The following is a 16,395-nucleotide window of genomic DNA, read 5'->3' as shown; positions in this document are numbered from 1 at the left end:
TCGGGGATATGGAAAACGCCGCCGACGTGATATGCCCGCCGGCAGTCGCACCCTACCTGCCAGCCGCGAACCGCCGTCGCCGCCCGGGTAGCCTCAGGTCGTGTACCGGTTCCTGCTGACCCCCCGCTGGCTCGCCGCGGCGGCGCTGACCGTGGCCGCATCGGTGGTCATGGTGTTGCTCGGCAACTGGCAGCTGCACCGGTACCACGAGCGCAGCGCGATCAATCACCGCATCGACGCGGCCGACTCGGCGCCGGCCATTCCGCTGACGTCCGTGCTGGTCAAACCCGCTGCGGCAGGCACGCTGGGAGCCCGCCCCGGCGAGGACCAGGCATGGACGAAGGTCACCGTGACCGGACGGTACGACGCCACGCACGAGATCCAGGCCCGCGGTCGTACGGTCGAGAGCAAAGTCGGATTCGAAATCGTCACCCCCCTCGTCCTGCCGGATGGGACGGCGGTCCTGATCGACCGCGGCTGGGTCCCGTCGCGGGACGGCGACGCCATCTCGCCGCCGGTCGCGTCCCCACCCCCGGCGGGCGACGTGACGGTGGTCGGCCAGCTCCACCTCTCGGAAAGCCACCCCTCGGCCGTCTCGCGCCGGGACGGGCGCCTCGACACACGCAGGATCTCGCTGCCCCGTCTGGCCAAGGAAATGCCCTATCCCGTGTACGGGGCATACGTGCTGCAGAGCGACCCGGCGGAGGGCTTCTCCCGCATCCCGATCGACCACGAGGACTCGTGGCAGAACGGCGGGTACGCGGTGCAGTGGTGGATGTTCGCGGTGATGGCGTTGTTGGCGTACGGGTGGCAGGCGCGGAGGGAAGCGCAGGGGGACACGCCCAAGAAGCGGGTTGATCGCGTGGCGGCGGCCGACGAGCGCGGGAAGCCCGTGCCGACGAGCCGTGTGCCTGATTGACGGGTGGTTCCCGCTCGCGCGCGGGCGTTTCGTGTACTCGCGCGGGGCGTTTCGTGCGTGCGTGAGCCCGGCTAGGGTTCTTGGGGTGACGTTCCCCCAGGATCCGGCCGCCGGCGACCCGTGGAGCGTGCCGGCCCCTCCCCCGCCCGCCGCCGACCTGCCGGCGGTCCCCGGCCCGGTGATCGTGCAGATCGGGGACATGGGCGTGACCTCGACGGTCGTCCACACGCCGGCCGGGGACATCCCGCTCGCGGGTTCCACGTGGACGGTCCACGACTACTGGCACAACGAGACCAAGATCCCGAAGTGGGCCATCATCGCGGCGATCGCGGGCTTCTGCGTGCTGACCGTGTTCAGCCTGCTGTTCCTGCTGGTCAAGGTGACGATCACCCAGGGCACGGTGCAGGTCACGGTGACGAATGGGACCCGGCAGTACGTCGCCCGAATCCCGGTGACGGACCAGACCCAGGTCACGTACGTCCATCAGCAGGTGAACTACGTGAGGTCACTCGCGGCGCTCTGACTCAATCCCGTGTTGCGACCCGCGGTGACCACCCCCTCGCCCCCGTGTTTCGCGCACCGCTTGTCTTCGCGCCCTCGCCGGTGCTGGTTGTTCAGCCTTCGGGCGGCGTGTTGCCGCCGACGGCCCACACCATGTCGATCGTGTCCGCCTCCTCGGCGCGTTTGTCGTCGCGGTAACGCAGCACCCGGGCGAACCGCAGGGCCACGCCGCCCGGGTAGCGCGGTGAGGACTGGACGCCGTCGAAGGCGATCTCGACCACCTGCTCCGGGCGTACCGTCACCACCCAGCCGGAATCGTCGACGGCCAGTTCCTTGAAGCGCTCGGTCTGCCAGCGCAGCAGCTCGTCGGTCAGGCCCTTGAAGGTCTTGCCCAGCATCACGAACCCACCGGTACGCGGGTCACGGGCGCCCAGGTGCAGGTTGGACAGCCAGCCCTTGCGGCGCCCGTGTCCCCACTCGACCGCCAGGACCACGAGGTCGAGGGTGTGCCGGGGTTTCACCTTCACCCAGGCCGCGCCGCGGCGACCCACGTCGTACGGAGCTTCCTGCGCCTTGATGACGACGCCCTCCTGGCCGGCGGCGAGCGCGGCGGCGAAGGCCTCCTGAGCCTGCTCGCCGCTCTCGACCGTGCGGCGGCCGACGATGAGCCCCGGCGGGAGGGTGTCGGCCAGCGCGGCCCAGCGGACGCGTCCCGGCTCGTCGAGCAGGTCGGTGCCGTCGAGGTGCAGCAGGTCGAAGAAGAACGGGACGAGCGGGGGGCGCTCGACGGGACCGACCGATGCACCGCGGCGGGCGCCTCGGGTAGCGGCCCGGCTCGACGTCTCCTGGAAGGGCCGCGGACGGCCGTCGGTGTGGAGCGCCATCGCTTCGCCGTCGAGCACGATGTCGGACACGGGCAGCGCCCGCGCGGCGGCGGCGACCTCCGGGAGGCGGGGCGTGATGTCGTCCAGGCTGCGGGTGAAGACGGCGACGTCGTCGCCGGAGCGGTGCACCTGGATGCGGATGCCGTCGAGCTTGACGTCGACGGTGGCGGGCGACCCGGTGGCGAGCAGGGCGGCGTCGACGTCCGGGGCGCTGCTGGCCAGCATCGGGGTCAGCGGCGTGCCGACCTGCAAACTGATCCCGGCCAGCGCGGGCGCGCCGCCGCCCAGGGCAGCGACCGCCACCTGCTTGAGGTCACCGGAGAGCAGCAGCGCACGGCGGACGGCGGTAACCGGCACCTCCGCGGCTCGCGCGATCGCGTCGGCCAGCAGGCCGGCCTGGGCACCCTGGCGCAGCTCCCCGCCGAAGAGCCCGACAAGCAGCCGCTGCTCATCGGCGGTCGCCCGGCCGAAGAGCTCACCGAGCAACTCCCGGCGACGGGCCTGCGAACCGGCGCCGGCAACGATGGAGATGGCGGCGATCCGGTCGTCGACCTCGGCGACGGTCAGACTCGGCTCGGCGGCGGGCGAGGGCAGATCCCGCAGGGCGGCATACCCGACGCCGGTCTGCCGCTGCCGAAGCTCCCCGGCGAGATAGGCGGACCCGGGCGCGATCTCGTCGGGATCGAGGCGTCGCAGGGCGTCGGCCAGCAGGTCGATCTTCGCCTTCCGGCCGGAGACGGCGGTGACGGCTGCCGAGGTGGCTGCCAGGTCCAGGAACTGCACGGACCCATCCTGGCAGCCACCTACGACAATTTCCGGCCGTCGTGACGTGCTCCCCCGTGAAGCGGTCAAGACGGCCACGACCGCGCGGCCGCCGGGGCGACCGGACCCGCAGCAGAAGGATGAATGCCGCGGACCGGACACCCCTGGACGGCGCGTGCGGAAGCTTGCCGGGCCGGCCGATGGGGACATGCGGGCCGGCCCGGACCACCGGCGGGTCGGGGAGGACCCGGCGGTCTGCCTGCCGTCCCACCGGTCCTGTGGCGACAGGACCGGCGAGCGCGGCGGCGTTTCCGCTACTCGACGAGCTCGCCCTTGGGCAGTGGGCGGGCCGGCGAGCGGCGGCATTTCAAGGCGTCAGGCCGCCGCGGGCTCCGCTATGCGGTAACCGCGGGCTCGCACGGCGTCGGCAACCCGGCTCAGCTGAGCATCGAGCTGACACAGGACCGCGGAGAGCTCCGCGAGCTGGTCGGTGAGGATGGTGTCGTCCCATCCGGAGACGTCGACGTCCCCCAGAGCACGGCCGGCGGCGCGGAGCGCCTCAATGGCGTCATTCGAACTCATGTTCGAATCCTATCAGGAGTGATCTCCGGCCGGGACCGCAATCACCCGATCAAGCGAGCCGCTATGCGGAGGACCCCGGCGGCGGCATCGCCCGGCGAAACACCTCGGCCGCCTCCGACGGCGGTGCGGCAGCAGCCACGAACCCGTCCGGCCGTACGAGGTAGAGCGTGCCCGGCTGCAACGCCGTCGCGGGGGCCGCGTCGAAGAGGTGCACCGGCAGGCCGAGATCCGGCGGGGAGCTCACTCCCCCGTACGCGTGCACCTGCCACTCGAGCGACCGCAACGCCGCGAAGTTGTCGCCGGTCCAGGGGAGGCGGCGGCCTACCACCGGGTCGCGGGGCTCGTCCGGCAGCATCGGGTAGCGGATGCGGATCTGGGACACGTACTCGAACAGGCGGGACCCGCCGGATGTGCCGGGGAGGGCGCGTACGCCGACCGGGGCCAGCAGCGGCACGATCGCCCGCCGCAGGAGCCGCAGCGACGTGCGCTGGGAGGTGATGAAGCCGAAAATCCGGTCAGTCGTGGAGACGAGAGTGTGTGCGACGGGACGGCGCTCCGCCTCGTACCGGTCGAGCCAGGCCTCTGCGGCCCGGCCGTGGACGACGTCGGCGATTTTGAACGCCAGGTTGTGCGCGTCCTGCAGGCCGGTGTTCATGCCCTGGCCGCCGACCGGCGAGTGGACGTGGGCCGCGTCGCCGGCGAGGAAGAACGGGCCGTCGCGGAAGGCTGCCGCCACGCGGTGATGGACCCTGTACGTCGCGAACCAGCGGGAGTCCGCGTACGTGACGGCGAAGTCACGCCGGATGCGGGCGCGGGCGTCCTCCTCGCCGACCTTGCCGTCGCCGTCGTCGTCGCGTACCAGGCCGATCAGGCGCCAGTTGCCGCGGCCGCTCATCGGGAAGCCGAGGAGGAAGTCGTCGCGGCCCGGGCGTACGTTGATCGACGCCTCGACGAGGCCACCCACAGCCGTCGCGTCGATGACGTAGAAGAGGTGCGGGTTGGTGATGCCGTCGAAGCCTATGTCGCGCGCCCTGCGGACGATCGAGTTGGCGCCGTCCGCGCCGACGCAGAAGCGGGCGGTGATCTTCTCGCCGTCGATCACCGCCTCGACGCCGCCGGGCGCAGGCTCGACCGAGCTGACCGTGGCACCCCAGCGGACCGAACCGCCGAGGGCCCGCAGGTTCTCGTAGAGGATCTCCTCGTTGCGGCTCTGCTCGAGGATCTCGATCCACGGGTACGGCGTCCGCCCCTCCCCGAGCGGCCCGAGCGGAATCCGCCCGAACACGCGATCGCCGAAGCCCGGTGCGAGGGCGCGGGCCTGTTGCGCCGCCGCGATGACCTTGTCACCGAGGCCGAGCTGGTCGTACACCTCGAGGCTGCGTGCCTGCACGACCAGCGCCCGGGACTCGCGGGTCGGTCCCGCCTTGCCGTCGGCGACGACGGCCCTGACCCCGAGCTTGGCCAGCCAGTTCGCCAGCATCAGTCCGGTAGGACCGGCGCCGACCACGAGTACGTCGTAGCTCGACCGTGATTCGCCCGGGGCAGGGGACGTCATGTCACTCGCCCAGCCCGGCCACGTTGCGCAGCAGGAGCGCCTCGGCTAGACAGACCCGCGCGAACTCCCCCAGGTGCAGGCTCTCGTCCGGCCCGTGAGCCCCGGAGAAGGGATCCTCGACGCCGGTGACCAGGATCGCCGCCGCCGGGAAGAGCTCCTGGAACGTGGCGATGAACGGGATCGAGCCGCCGACGCCCATGTCGACGGGCGCCACCCCGTCCCACGCCGTCGTGAACGCGGCGCGGGCCGCGTCGTACGCCGGGCCGGTCGCATCGATGACGCACGGGGCGCCGCCGCTCTCGAGGGTCACCTCGACGTGCGCACCCCAGGGCACGAACTTCTCGAGGTGGGCGCGGACCGCCGCAAACGCCGAGGCCGGGTCGTCGCCGGGTGCCAGCCGTACACTCAGCTTGGCCTTGGCCTTGGGCACCAGGGCGTTTGCCGCCTCGAGCGTCCTCGGGGCGTCGATGCCGAGCACCGAGATGGCCGGCTTGGTCCAGATGCGGTCGGTGAGCCGGCCGTTGCCGACCAGCTTGACCCCGTCGAGGACGCCGGCCTCGTGCCGCAGGCGGTCCTCCGGGTAGTCGACCGAGGCGCCCTCGCGGCCGACGAGACCGTCGACGGCCACCTCGCCGTGCTCGTCGTGCAGGGTGCTGATCAGGCGGGCCAGGACGGTGAGCGCGTCCGGGACAGGTCCGCCGAACATACCGCTGTGCACGGCGTTCTGCAGCGTGCCGACCTCGACGAAGCAGTTGACGAGGCCGCGCAGGGACGTGGTCATCGCGGGCACACCGATGTCCCAGTTGCTGGAGTCGGCGATCACGATCACGTCGGAGCGCAGGAGCTCCTTGTGGGTCTGAATGAGCTCGTCGAGGGAGTCGGAGCCGTATTCCTCCTCGCCCTCGATGAACAGCACGACGCCGACCGGCAACTGGTCGCCGAAGGCGCGCAGCGCGGCCACGTGCGCCATCACGCCGGCCTTGTCGTCCGCGGCGCCGCGGCCGTAGAGCCGCCCGTCGCGCTCGACCGGCTCGAACGGGTCGCTCGTCCACAGCGCGGGGTCGCCGGCCGGCTGGACGTCGTGGTGCGCGTAGAGCAGGACGGTCGGCGCCCCGGCCGGCGCGGGCTTGTGCCCGATCACCGCGGGCTGGCCCCCGCCGCGGACGATCTGCACATCGAGCCCGCAGCCGCGGAGCAGCTCCGCGACGGCCTCGGCGGACCGCTCGACGTGCGAGTGGTCGAAGCCGTCGAACGCGATCCCGGGAATGCGCACCAGCCGTTCGAGGTCGGCGCGGACACCGGGCAGCTCCCGCGCGATCGCGGCGCGCAGGTCGTCTTCAGTGAGGCTCATGACCCGATCCTAGGCCCGCCGCGCGGCCCGGTGCGGGGCCGCTTCGGCGGGCTGTGGACAACGGGCCGGCGAGGGTCAGGGCGACGCTGGAGGCGGCGAGGCCCGGCCGCCGAAGCCGGGCGGCCGGGCGACGCCGAACGACGAAGCCGGCGCCTGCCGGTCGAGCCGGCAGCGAAGCGATCAGGCCGGCGGGGGCGGGGGCGGCGGCGTGTCTTCGCCCCGGCGGCGGCCGGGGCCGGAAGCCCAGTCCCGTGCCCCGCGCGCGGCGGACCCGGCGAGGTCGGCCGCGCCGTCACCGAGCTTGCGCAGCAGCCCTACGAGCGGGTCCTGCGAGTTGCTGAAGCTCTCCCGGTAGGAATCGGCGGCCGCCTTGATGTCCTCGGTGACCGAGGCGTCTCCGTCGGAGTCGCGACGCGGGTAGTCGCCGCCGAGAATACGGCCGTACTCGCCCCCGTCGATCCACTTGCGCAGCTCGGAGGCGCGCGCGACCGGGACCGGGTGGCTGCTCCACGCGGTCATGCCGATCTTGTGGATGCTGTCGCGCAGGTCGCCGCCGCTCTCGTACTCGGCGGCCTGTTCGAGGAACGCCGCCGTGTCGATCTGGGAGAGGTCGCCGCCGCCGGCGAGCTTCATCAGCAGGCGCGTCGAGGCCGCCGGATCCTGGCCCGCGAGCAGGCCCGCACGGTCGGCGGACAGCTCGGCCTTGCGCCACCACTCGAACATGGCGGCGAGGATGGCCCGCAGCGCGATCGCGCCGACCGGCAGCCAGCTCAGGTTGGCGGCCCAGCGGGTCAGGATCATCATGATCGTCTTGTAGACGGCGTGGCCGCTGCGCACGTGGCCGATCTCGTGACCGAGCAACGCCCGCAGCTCGTCGTCGTCGAGCTTCTCCACGGCCGCCGTGGTGATGACGATGAACGGCTTGTCCATGCCGATCGCCTGACCGTTGATGATCGGCGCCTGGCTCACGTACAGCTCGGGCAGCTCCGCCACGTCGAGGGCCGTCGCGGCCTCGGTGAAGCGCTGGTAGACGCGCGGGTACTGGCGGTGGTCGACCCGCATGGCGCTGGCGAGGAACTGCAGCCGGAAGCCTCGCTCGTTCCACATGCCGAAGAACGCCTTCACCACGTCGTCGAAGCCGCGCAGCTCCCGCAGGGCGGTGAGCGCGCCGCGGTCGGCCGGGTGCTCCCAGGCGCGGGAACTGATGCCGGTCAGCGTGACCCGTCGCCGCGTCGGCCGGTTGTCGTCGTCGGTCGTCATCTCGTCCCCGTCCCTGCTGCTCACACAGCAGATCGTGGCCAATGAGGCGGCTGCCGCATCGCCTCGTAGCGGTCGCCGGATCCTTCGGCCGCGCCGTCGACCAGCAGGTCGGCGTGCGCGGCGGTGGCCTCCGCCGCGAAGTGCTCATCCTCGGCGGCGCGCCAGCGCTCAAGGTACGCCCGAAACGCAACATCGTTGCGCCCATCGCGTGCCAAGGCCCTCCGCCATCTCAGATCGGGCGGCGCCGTCACGAAGACCGAGAAGGACAGCTCCGGCCGAATCGCCCGTCGCGCCGACGTGACCCCCTCCAAAAGTACGGCCACAGCAGGCGCAACGGTCACAGCCGGCCCACCGAACGCCTGCCGATGCCACAGGTAGCGCCGATAGGTAGCTGTACGCCCGTCCCGCAGCGGCTCCAGCACCTGCTCCTCGAGGCGTGCCCAGAAGCTGAACTGGTCGTCCCAGCCGTCGAGCAGGTCGTCGGTGTGCACGACCGGCACGTCGGCGGCCTTGGCCAGTTTACCGGCGAACCAGCTCTTGCCCGCGCCGCTCGGCCCGTCGACGGCGACGAGGCGTACGGGCCCGAGTCGAGGTTCGGTGGCCAGGATCCGCGCAGCAAGGTCGGTGAAGTCAGGCACCCGGCGCTCCCGGCGGAATGAAGGGGAGGCCGGCGGGCGGACCCGACTCGATCAGCCGCCACAACGCGTCGGTGTCCAGGTGCTCCTCGACGAGGTCGCCCAGCGTGTCCAGCGCCTTCTCGCGTACGTCGGCGAAGCGGGTGTCCGGAGCGACCACGAAACCGCGCCGGCCGGCTTGACGGGCCGCCTCGGTCAGGAACCGGCGCCGGAACTCGTCGGACTCGAAGGCGCCGTGCCAGTGCGTGCCGCACACCGCGCCGACCACGGCACCTTCCGGCGTACCGTCCGCGTACCGCAGGAGTGGCTCCGGTGCGCCGGTGGAGACGTACCCGTGATGGATCTCGTAGCCGCCGACCGGGACCTGATCCCACGCCGCGCCGCGCGACCGGGCCAGGGTCTTGCGGGCGCCGAACGTTATCTCGACGGGCAGGAGTCCCAGGCCGGGCACGGTGCCGCGGCGGCTCTCCACCTCGTCGTGGATGGCCTCGGAAAGCATCTGGAAGCCGCCGCAGATGCCGACCAGCGGCTTGCCGGCGGCCGCGTGGGCCCGTACGGCATCGGCCAGGCCGGTCTCGCGCAGCCAGGCCAGGTCGCTGACCGTCGCCTTCGACCCGGGGAGCACGACGAGGTCGGCGTCGGCGATGTCGGCCGGTTCGATGGTGAGCATCACGCGCACCCCCGGCTCGGTGGCAAGCGCCTCGGCATCGGTGGCGTTGGAGATGCGCGGCAGCCGCACCACGGCGACCCGCAACCACTCGGTGCCACGCGGGGGGCCCGGCCGTCCGAGCGTCCGCCCGTACGCGAGGGAGTCCTCGGCATCGAGCCACACATCGAGATCGAAGGGCAGCACACCGTGCACCGGCCGCCCCGTGGCAGCGGTGATCATCTCGAGCCCCGGTTGCAGCAGCCCGAGGTCGCCGCGGAACTTGTTGATGACGAACCCGCTGATCAGAGCCTGGTCCTCGGGGCTGAGCAGGGCCACGGTCCCGAAGAGCGCCGCGAAGACACCGCCCCGGTCGATGTCGCCGACGACCACGGCGGGCAGACCGGCATGCCGCGCCAACCCCATGTTGACGAAGTCGCCGTCCCGCAAATTGATCTCGGCCGGGCTGCCGGCACCCTCACAGATGACGGCGTCGAACTCGGTGCGCAGCGCGGCCAGCGTGGCGTGCGCGTTCTCCGCCAGCTTCGGCCGCAGGGCCCGGTAGTTACGGACGGTCACCGTGTCGATGGCCTCGCCGAGCAGCACGACCTGGCTGGACAGGTCGCTGCCGGGCTTCAGGAGCACGGGATTGAACCGGATGTCCGGCGCGATCCCGCACGCGGCGGCCTGCATCGCCTGCGCCCGCCCGATCTCGCCGCCGCGCCCGTCCGCGCCGACCACGACGACCGAGTTGTTGGACATGTTCTGGGCCTTGAAGGGTGCCACTCTCACGCCCCGGCGATGCAGCCAGCGGCAGATCCCCGCGGTGAGCACGCTCTTGCCGGCGTCGGAGGTGGTCCCGGCGACCAGCAGCCCGCCGCTCATCGACGGCTCCCGGCGAGCCCGCGCACGAGGGCCACCCCAGCGCTGACAGTGACCGCCGCCAGCCCTACGGCCCCGGACAGGCGTGCGGCGCGGCGGAGGTGGGTGGCCGACGGTCGCGGTCCGTCGCCCAGGAAGGGCCGGGTTTCCGTACGCCCGAAGTAGACGTTCCGTCCCCCCAGCCGCACCCCGAGCGCCCCGGCCATCGCGGACTCGCACTGCCCCGCATTGGGACTTGGATGGTCCAGCCTGTCGCGTCGCCACACGCGCAACGCCTCACCGGAACGCCCCTGGACGAGCGGCGCAGCGGCCACCGTGAGCAGCCCGGTCAGCCGCGCGGGAAGGAGGTTGAGCAAGTCGTCGAGCCGAGCGGACGCCGTCCCGAACCGTGCGTACCGCGAGGAGCGGTGCCCGACCATCGCGTCCAGCGTGTTGGCGGCCCGGTATCCCAGCAACCCGGGCAGCCCGGCGACGCCTCCCCAGAACAGCGGGGCGACGACGGCGTCGGAGGTGTTCTCGGCGACGGACTCGACGGTGGCCCGGGCCAGCTCGGGAGCGTCGAGTGTCGAGGGGTCACGGCCGCAGAGGTGGTTGAGCCGTCCCCGCGCCGCGGCGAGGTCGTCGCCCTCGAGGTGGCCGGCCATGATGCCCGCCTCCCGCCGCAGGGTGCGGCCACCCAGCACCGTCCAGGTCGCGGCGGCCACCATGAGGGCACGCACGGCCGGCCGGCGACGCGTGGCGCGGGCCAGTAAGACCCCCGCGACGACGGGGACGCCCGCCGCCGCGGCCGCGAAGGCAGTGCCGGCCGCCCGGTTCGGCGCGTACAGGCGTTGCTCGAGCGCCCCGGCCGCCCGGCCGAAACCCGCCACGGGGTGGAAGCGGCGCGGATCGCCGAGAACGGCATCCAACGCGTACCCCGCCACAATCCCGGCGGCGTCGGCAACCATCGCAGCTCGCCTTCCTCGTTCCATCCCAACCACCCTAGTGAGCGGGCCCGCGCCCGCGTGCCGGCCACCGGCCCGCCGACGGGACCGGTGGCCGGCGCTCTTCTCGCCCACCCGGCCATTCGAGTGCCGTACGCCGGGCAGGCCGGTCCCTCCCGCCCGGGAGGCAGGACGGGAGGGCGTGCGCGCGGATGCCGGCCACAGAACATCCGCGCGCCGCCGCGGGCGACAACGGGAGACGGGGAACTCCCGCCGCCGCCTCTTGGGACCAGCCGCCGCCGTTGCCCGACAGCGGCGGCCGGCCGGTGCTGCCCCGCCCCGGGTGGACGCACCACGGGATAGGCCGGGCAGCGGGGACGGACGGGTGCCGGCCGTCCGCCCTGCCGGCTAATGCCGCGTGCTCACCCTCGGCATTGACCGGTGACTCGGGATAGCCCACCGCGCTGGGGAGAGCCGCGGGGACGTCGGGCCCGGTCGCCGCCGTACGCCGACGACCGGGCTTCGGCCGCTCGCTCGCGACCCCAGGCGACGAGCGGCTATGCCGCCCGGCGGGGTGCCGACCACCGGACACCACCCCGGGCGGACCGGAAGCCCGCGCCGGCCGCGCGCGGGCCGCCGGCTGCCGTTGCCGGCCTCGCTCAGGCCGCGACCGGCTGCCGACGCGGGCTCCGAGCCCGCACACGACGCGGACTCGGCGAGACGACCGGCTCGGGGCGCCCCGCGGACTCGGCAGACTCCGTGCGGCTTGCGGCCTCGACCGGCTCCGTGCGGCTTGCGGCCCCGACCGGCTCCGTGCGGCTTGCGGCATCGACACGCTCAGGGCGGCCGACGGACTCGGGACGGCCGACGGACTCGGGCGGCTCGGCCACGATGTCCATGCCGGGCTCGACCGCCATGGCGTCCGCCTCCGAGTCCGGGGGCGTCGCCGTGGTGTCGAACGGCTCGAAGCCCCCACCGCGCAGCGCGCCGACGGGCTCGGGAACGCGCGCCGGCGCCTCCTCGAATCCGGGCTCGTCGCCGTCGGGCACCCCGTCGCCGTAGACCGCGGGGGCATCGGCCTCGGAAATGGGGGCCGCCGGCTCACCGCGTACCGATTCCGGGCTTTCGACCGCCGCGATCGCGGCCGCCTTGGTCCGGAAGAACCGGGCCCGGCCGCGCGACAGGTCGTGACCGACGGAGACCGCCTCCATCTCGTACGTCGTCCGCAGGTTGCCCTCCGAGTCGGTCCAGTCCCGGGTGTAGAGGCGTCCCGCCACCACGACCGGGTCGCCGACCGTGACGGACGAGGCCACCCCCTCGGCCAGACGGCGCCAGCAGTTCACCCGTACCCGAAGATGGTTGCCGTCCACCCATCGCCCCGTGTCCCGGTCGATCCGGCGTGCCGTCGACGCCACCCGGAAGTTCGCCACGAGCGTGTTGGAGCCGGCGGTCCGCCGCCACTCGGGCGCGGTGAGCACGTTGCCGATCACGACAATGTTGGTGTCGAACATCGCTTCTCCTCATTCGGTCCGAAGTTCGTGGGAGCAGCGTGCCGCGGATGCCACCGCCGGTGCCGAAGGAGCCGTCGCGGCCTGTGGACGACGTCGCGTTGGGGAAAACCGTCGAAGATCGGCCGTGCATGCTATGGCGCATCACGCCCTACTTGTGGGTAACCTGACGGCGTGGAGACCGACGTCCTGGGCCCGCCGTACGAGCGGCACACCATCGACCTGGGCACCGACGACGAAGGGCCGGTCGTCGCGACCCTGGTCCGGCGCCGCGCGGACAAGCCCACCCGGCGCGCGGTGCTGTACGTGCACGGGTTCGTCGACTACTTCTTCCAGACCCACCTCGCGGACTTCTTCGTCGAGCGCGGCTGGGACTTCTACGCCCTCGACCTGCGCAAGTACGGCCGCAGCCTGCTCCCGCACCAGACGCCCAACTTCGCGCGCAGCCTCACGGAATACTTCCCCGAGCTGGACGAGGCGGCGCGCATCATCCGCGAGCAGGACGGCCACGACCAGATGCTCGTCGCGGGCCACTCCACGGGCGGCCTGATCACGTCCCTGTGGTCCCACGCGCGCAGTGACCGCGGCATCGTCGACGGCCTGTTCCTCAACAGTCCGTTCTTCGACTTCAACGTCCCGTGGGTGCTGCGCCGGCCCCTGATGAACCTCGTCGGGCGTACGAGCTCCCGGAACCCCTACCGCGTGCTGCCGGTGGGCACTCTCGGCGTGTACGGGCAGAGTCTGCACTCCGACCACCGTGGCGAGTGGACGTACGAGCTCGATTGGAAGCCCCTGCTCGGCTTCCCCGTCCGTACCGGATGGCTCGAAGCGATTCGCCGCGGCCAGGCCCGCCTGCGCGCCGGGCTGACGATCGACGCACCGGTCCTGGTCGCCTGCTCGACCCGCACCTACCGCGGCCGCGCCTGGTCGGAAGACGCCCGGGTGACCGACACCGTGCTCGATGTGGAACACATCGTCCGCTGGGCGCCGAAGCTCGGCTCGCGGGTGACGATCGCCCGGTTCGACGGCGGCATGCACGACCTGACGCTGTCGGGCAAAGAGGTGCGCGCCGAGGTCTTCCGGGAGCTCGGGCGCTGGGTCGACGGGTTCCTGCCGCCGACGGGCACCCCGGAGGAGGAAATCCCGCCGGCACCCGAGGACAGCGCCGAGGGGGTCGCCCGCGCCGAGGCCGAGGCGAAGCTGGCCGCGGGAGCATCGGGCGACAAAGCGGACACCACGACGGCCTGACATCCGGCTCGCCACGACGGCGCCGGGACTCTAGTATGTGCTGGCCAGGCGCTCGTAGCTCAGCGGATAGAGCAACGGACTTCTAATCCGTCGGTCGCAGGTTCGAATCCTGCCGGGCGCACCCAGGTCACAGCCTTGATCGGCTTCTTCGTCTCCCTCGCGTGGTTCGGCGTGTGGCATGACCGATAGCTCGAACTGGTCGACGGCGCGGTCCTCGACGGCGATCGCCTCCATGCCACCGTCCGGCCGCCGGCGCGTGTCTTCCCGGTACATGACGGCGGCCACCGGGTGGAAGGTGCCGGCCAAGCGCAGGAGCGGCACTGCGTTGTTCCCCTCGTCTTGAGGCCGCAGGGGTGGTTGGTCCGCACACGAGCGCCAGCGCGGGTGAATCCGTGGTGCGCTGGACGGCCGCGGATCCGGCGCGGGTTCGGCCGACGTTAGCGACGCATCGAGTTCAAGCTGGGCCGCACCAGCTGCCCTGGCCCGATCCGTCGGTGAGCACGATCTACCGGGTGCTGATGCGGCACGGCCTGGCCGAAGCGGTTCCCCTCCGCCGTCGTCGCAAGGACTACAAGCGCTGGCAGCGGTCCCGTCCGATGGAGCTGTAGCGACTGGACATCCTTGACGGGTCCCGCTGGCTGCCCAAGCCGATCGAGGCCATGAGGCGGGCATGGCGCACTCAGCAGAACTTTCACTTACACGCGCCTGCCTGGCCTGGTACGAATGTCCAGATCATCACATTCGATCTTGGAATCGATCTATGCCACACTCTGCGGGCTCGTACCGAGGCGAGCGACACTTGCAGTACCAACGGGGGAACTTGATGAAGATCAGCGTGTCTTTTCATTGTACGTAGCGGCTGACTGGAGTGGCGCACGGCGAGGATGTCCTGCCTCAGCTGCGGTCGCTCGGCGTCGGTAGCAGTGTAGCTCGATTTAAAGACCCGTCGCAGGTTCGCGAATTGCCGATGGGTCGCGCTGTCAGGGAGAGTCGACTTTCGAAGAGTCACATTCCCGAGGGAAAATCGACATGGCATCAAGGCGAGTGGGCCGCTACCCGAATAGAGTCTCTTGTATCACCCGCAGGAGCATTCGAGCATCGGTTAGTCGCCAGACGTCAAACCAACCATGCCGCATCCGTTCACATGATAGCTCGCCTTCGGCAGCCCGTATATCACCTGCAAGTCAGTCTATTTTGGCTACACAAGAAACGGAGATCACGTTGCGTAGATTCGCTCTGGCGGTATTCGCTACCGTTGTCGCTACCGTTGGGTCGGTCGGGATCGTCGCTCAGCCCGCAAGCGCGGCACCATCCCCGAGCTGCAAATGGTATTCTACCAACACTGGCGGTGGACTCCATGGAACCACGGCCATCCAGGTGTGCCGCATCGGCAATTTCGTAGGTGATCTGTACGGTGGACATAATAACCTCGGGGATAACGCCCACACCGGGTACGTCCGTATCGCAGACAATCACAACCAGGCCTTCAACGGCCCTTCCTTGATAGTAGTGCCGGGGAGCCATCACGTCACTCCGGTCTGGAGAATCAACCAGAACTGGCAAAAGGGTCACCGAGTGTGCGCCGTCTGGGTGAAGAGCAATGGCACGTACACCAGCGGATACGCGTGCTGGACGTTGTAGAGCTCATTCCGTCGGGTCCTGAAGAGCTCTAAGAACCAGCCCGTCTTGATGCTCCTTCGGATTTGACTTACGTTTCGACTTCCAGCGGAGATGCCGGTGAGCCCCAGTCCGCGAATCAGAGAAGGGCTCACCGGCACGCTGTCTACTTTGAGCCATTTCATCGTGATGTGGCTTGTCATTGGTGGGTCGGGCGGCCCAGCGTCGAGTCTGGACGAGGCTCCCCGGTAAGGCAGCAGTCCGGTGGCCAAGAGAGATGCCCTTACCGGGAGATCTCGTTGCTGTCTCACCCTGCCGCGATTCCGCTGTCCACCCGAGCCCTGAACCACCTGGCCGAACTCATCCGCGGACACCGCGACCAGCGCTGATCGCGCGGGCCGCGCCTCGGCCCCGGACGCCAAGCCCTGCTCGCGCTGGCTCACCTGCATAACGGTGACACATTGATCCCGTCTGGCCTGCGGCTTCGAGATCGGTGTGTCCACCGCGTGGCGATGCGCACGCGAAGCCGTCGCCCTGCCCACCGCGACCGGCGACACCCTGGACACCGCGATGACCAGGATCCGAGCGCTGGCCTGCGCGATCCTTGCCGGGACCATGATCCTGATCGACCGTATCGCCAAATCAGAAGCGGCACTATTCGGGCACCACCGCCGCCACGGCGGCAACGTCCAGGTCATCGCGTACCCGCCCGGCCGGCTCGGTTGGGCATCGGCGGCCCTGCCCGGTTCGACGCACGACCTGACCGCGGCCCGCACTCGCCGCATCATCGACGCGCTGAACAGCGCAAATATGATGACATTCGCGGACAGGCGTACCAAAGATACCGACAGCAGCGACTGGACCCCGTTCAAACGCCACCGCTAGCAGCTGCGGTTGTCAGCACGGTAGAAAGCCGTCAACCGGTCCCACGCCCGAATCCGTACCCGAGGCGAACGCGCCGACGCCACCCTCGAGACCTGGAGAATCCTTACCGAGCTGCGCTGCAGCCCATGCCGGGCAGTCGGCAGCGCAGGCCATCCTGGTTCTACACCACGTCGAGCACCCCACCTATCCGCGATGAGAAGGCTGAGTGACCCTGGTGCACAAGTCGTACACCTGAGG

Annotated in this window: 12 protein-coding genes, 1 tRNA gene and 1 pseudogene; 5 read left to right on the top strand and 9 right to left on the bottom strand. The window is 71.0% G+C overall.

Annotation, left to right across the window (positions count from 1 at the left end; genetic code table 11):
* Positions 1–100: 100 nt before the first annotated feature.
* Together AB0368_RS32025 and AB0368_RS32020 are read left to right on the top strand one after the other, a co-directional pair.
* Entirely contained in the window at positions 101–919 is an 819-nt protein-coding gene (locus tag AB0368_RS32025) for an SURF1 family protein (protein ID WP_366157749.1), read from the top strand.
* Between the two features lie 85 nt (positions 920–1,004).
* Entirely contained in the window at positions 1,005–1,442 is a 438-nt protein-coding gene (locus tag AB0368_RS32020; RefSeq protein WP_366157748.1) for a hypothetical protein, read from the top strand.
* 91 nt (positions 1,443–1,533) lie between these two features.
* On the opposite strand, the gene AB0368_RS32015 is transcribed toward AB0368_RS32020, so the two are convergent.
* The 9 genes from AB0368_RS32015 to ssb form a co-directional block, all read right to left on the bottom strand.
* Positions 1,534–3,087, bottom strand: coding sequence for an ATP-dependent DNA ligase (locus AB0368_RS32015; protein ID WP_366157747.1), 1,554 nt, complete (start codon positions 3,085–3,087; stop codon positions 1,534–1,536).
* A 354-nt stretch (positions 3,088–3,441) separates the two neighbouring features.
* Positions 3,442–3,648 (bottom strand): hypothetical protein, encoded by a 207-nt coding sequence (locus AB0368_RS32010; protein WP_366157746.1) that lies wholly within the window; start codon positions 3,646–3,648, stop codon positions 3,442–3,444.
* 61 nt (positions 3,649–3,709) lie between these two features.
* A complete protein-coding gene (locus AB0368_RS32005; RefSeq protein ID WP_366157745.1) occupies positions 3,710–5,203 on the bottom strand; it encodes an FAD-dependent monooxygenase in 1,494 nt (497 codons plus the stop codon).
* Position 5,204: 1 nt separating this feature from the next.
* Entirely contained in the window at positions 5,205–6,554 is a 1,350-nt protein-coding gene (locus AB0368_RS32000) for a dipeptidase (protein ID WP_366157744.1), read from the bottom strand.
* 180 nt (positions 6,555–6,734) lie between these two features.
* Positions 6,735–7,814, bottom strand: a complete 1,080-nt coding sequence (locus AB0368_RS31995; protein WP_366157796.1) for a M48 family metallopeptidase — start codon at positions 7,812–7,814, stop codon at positions 6,735–6,737.
* A 20-nt stretch (positions 7,815–7,834) separates the two neighbouring features.
* Complete coding sequence (locus tag AB0368_RS31990; protein WP_366157743.1) at positions 7,835–8,452, bottom strand: hypothetical protein; 618 nt, start codon at positions 8,450–8,452, stop codon at positions 7,835–7,837.
* The gene (locus AB0368_RS31985) at positions 8,445–9,980 is read right to left on the bottom strand and encodes a cobyric acid synthase (protein ID WP_366157742.1); all 1,536 of its coding nucleotides are present in this window, start codon (positions 9,978–9,980) and stop codon (positions 8,445–8,447) included. Before AB0368_RS31985 ends, AB0368_RS31990 begins: the two co-directional genes overlap by 8 nt.
* Positions 9,977–10,924, bottom strand: a complete 948-nt coding sequence (locus tag AB0368_RS31980) for a cobalamin biosynthesis protein (RefSeq protein WP_366157741.1) — start codon at positions 10,922–10,924, stop codon at positions 9,977–9,979. Before AB0368_RS31980 ends, AB0368_RS31985 begins: the two co-directional genes overlap by 4 nt.
* Before the next feature lie 635 nt (positions 10,925–11,559).
* On the bottom strand, positions 11,560–12,411 hold the full coding sequence (ssb, locus tag AB0368_RS31975; RefSeq protein ID WP_366157740.1) for a single-stranded DNA-binding protein: 852 nt from the start codon (positions 12,409–12,411) through the stop codon (positions 11,560–11,562).
* Positions 12,412–12,582: 171 nt separating this feature from the next.
* On the opposite strand from ssb, the gene AB0368_RS31970 reads away from it, so the two are divergent.
* The 3 genes and pseudogenes from AB0368_RS31970 (at position 12,583) to AB0368_RS31960 (ending at position 16,354) form a co-directional block, all read left to right on the top strand.
* The gene (locus tag AB0368_RS31970) at positions 12,583–13,656 is read left to right on the top strand and encodes an alpha/beta hydrolase (protein ID WP_366157739.1); all 1,074 of its coding nucleotides are present in this window, start codon (positions 12,583–12,585) and stop codon (positions 13,654–13,656) included.
* 48 nt (positions 13,657–13,704) lie between these two features.
* Positions 13,705–13,777: transfer RNA gene (locus tag AB0368_RS31965), tRNA-Arg, on the top strand.
* A 1,795-nt stretch (positions 13,778–15,572) separates the two neighbouring features.
* Positions 15,573–16,354 (top strand): annotated as a pseudogene (locus AB0368_RS31960) (transposase family protein).
* The last annotated feature ends 41 nt before the right edge of the window (positions 16,355–16,395 follow it).

This window comes from Actinoplanes sp. NPDC051475 (assembly GCF_040689425.1).
In the GTDB taxonomy this organism is placed as follows: Bacteria; Actinomycetota; Actinomycetes; order Mycobacteriales; family Micromonosporaceae; genus Actinoplanes.
The sequence above is the reverse complement of the archived record's forward strand: the minus strand, read 5'-3'. Positions and strand labels throughout refer to the sequence as shown.

Bases quoted from the DNA above. Each gene is read 5' to 3' on its own strand.
- ssb (WP_366157740.1), bottom strand. From the start codon at position 12,411: ATGTTCGACACCAACATTGTCGTGATCGGCAACGTGCTCACCGCGCCC.
- AB0368_RS32010 (WP_366157746.1), bottom strand. From the start codon at position 3,648: ATGAGTTCGAATGACGCCATTGAGGCGCTCCGCGCCGCCGGCCGTGCT.
- AB0368_RS31980 (WP_366157741.1), bottom strand. From the start codon at position 10,924: ATGGTTGCCGACGCCGCCGGGATTGTGGCGGGGTACGCGTTGGATGCC.
- AB0368_RS32005 (WP_366157745.1), bottom strand. From the start codon at position 5,203: ATGACGTCCCCTGCCCCGGGCGAATCACGGTCGAGCTACGACGTACTC.
- AB0368_RS31985 (WP_366157742.1), bottom strand. From the start codon at position 9,980: ATGAGCGGCGGGCTGCTGGTCGCCGGGACCACCTCCGACGCCGGCAAG.
- AB0368_RS31995 (WP_366157796.1), bottom strand. From the start codon at position 7,814: ATGACGACCGACGACGACAACCGGCCGACGCGGCGACGGGTCACGCTG.
- AB0368_RS32000 (WP_366157744.1), bottom strand. From the start codon at position 6,554: ATGAGCCTCACTGAAGACGACCTGCGCGCCGCGATCGCGCGGGAGCTG.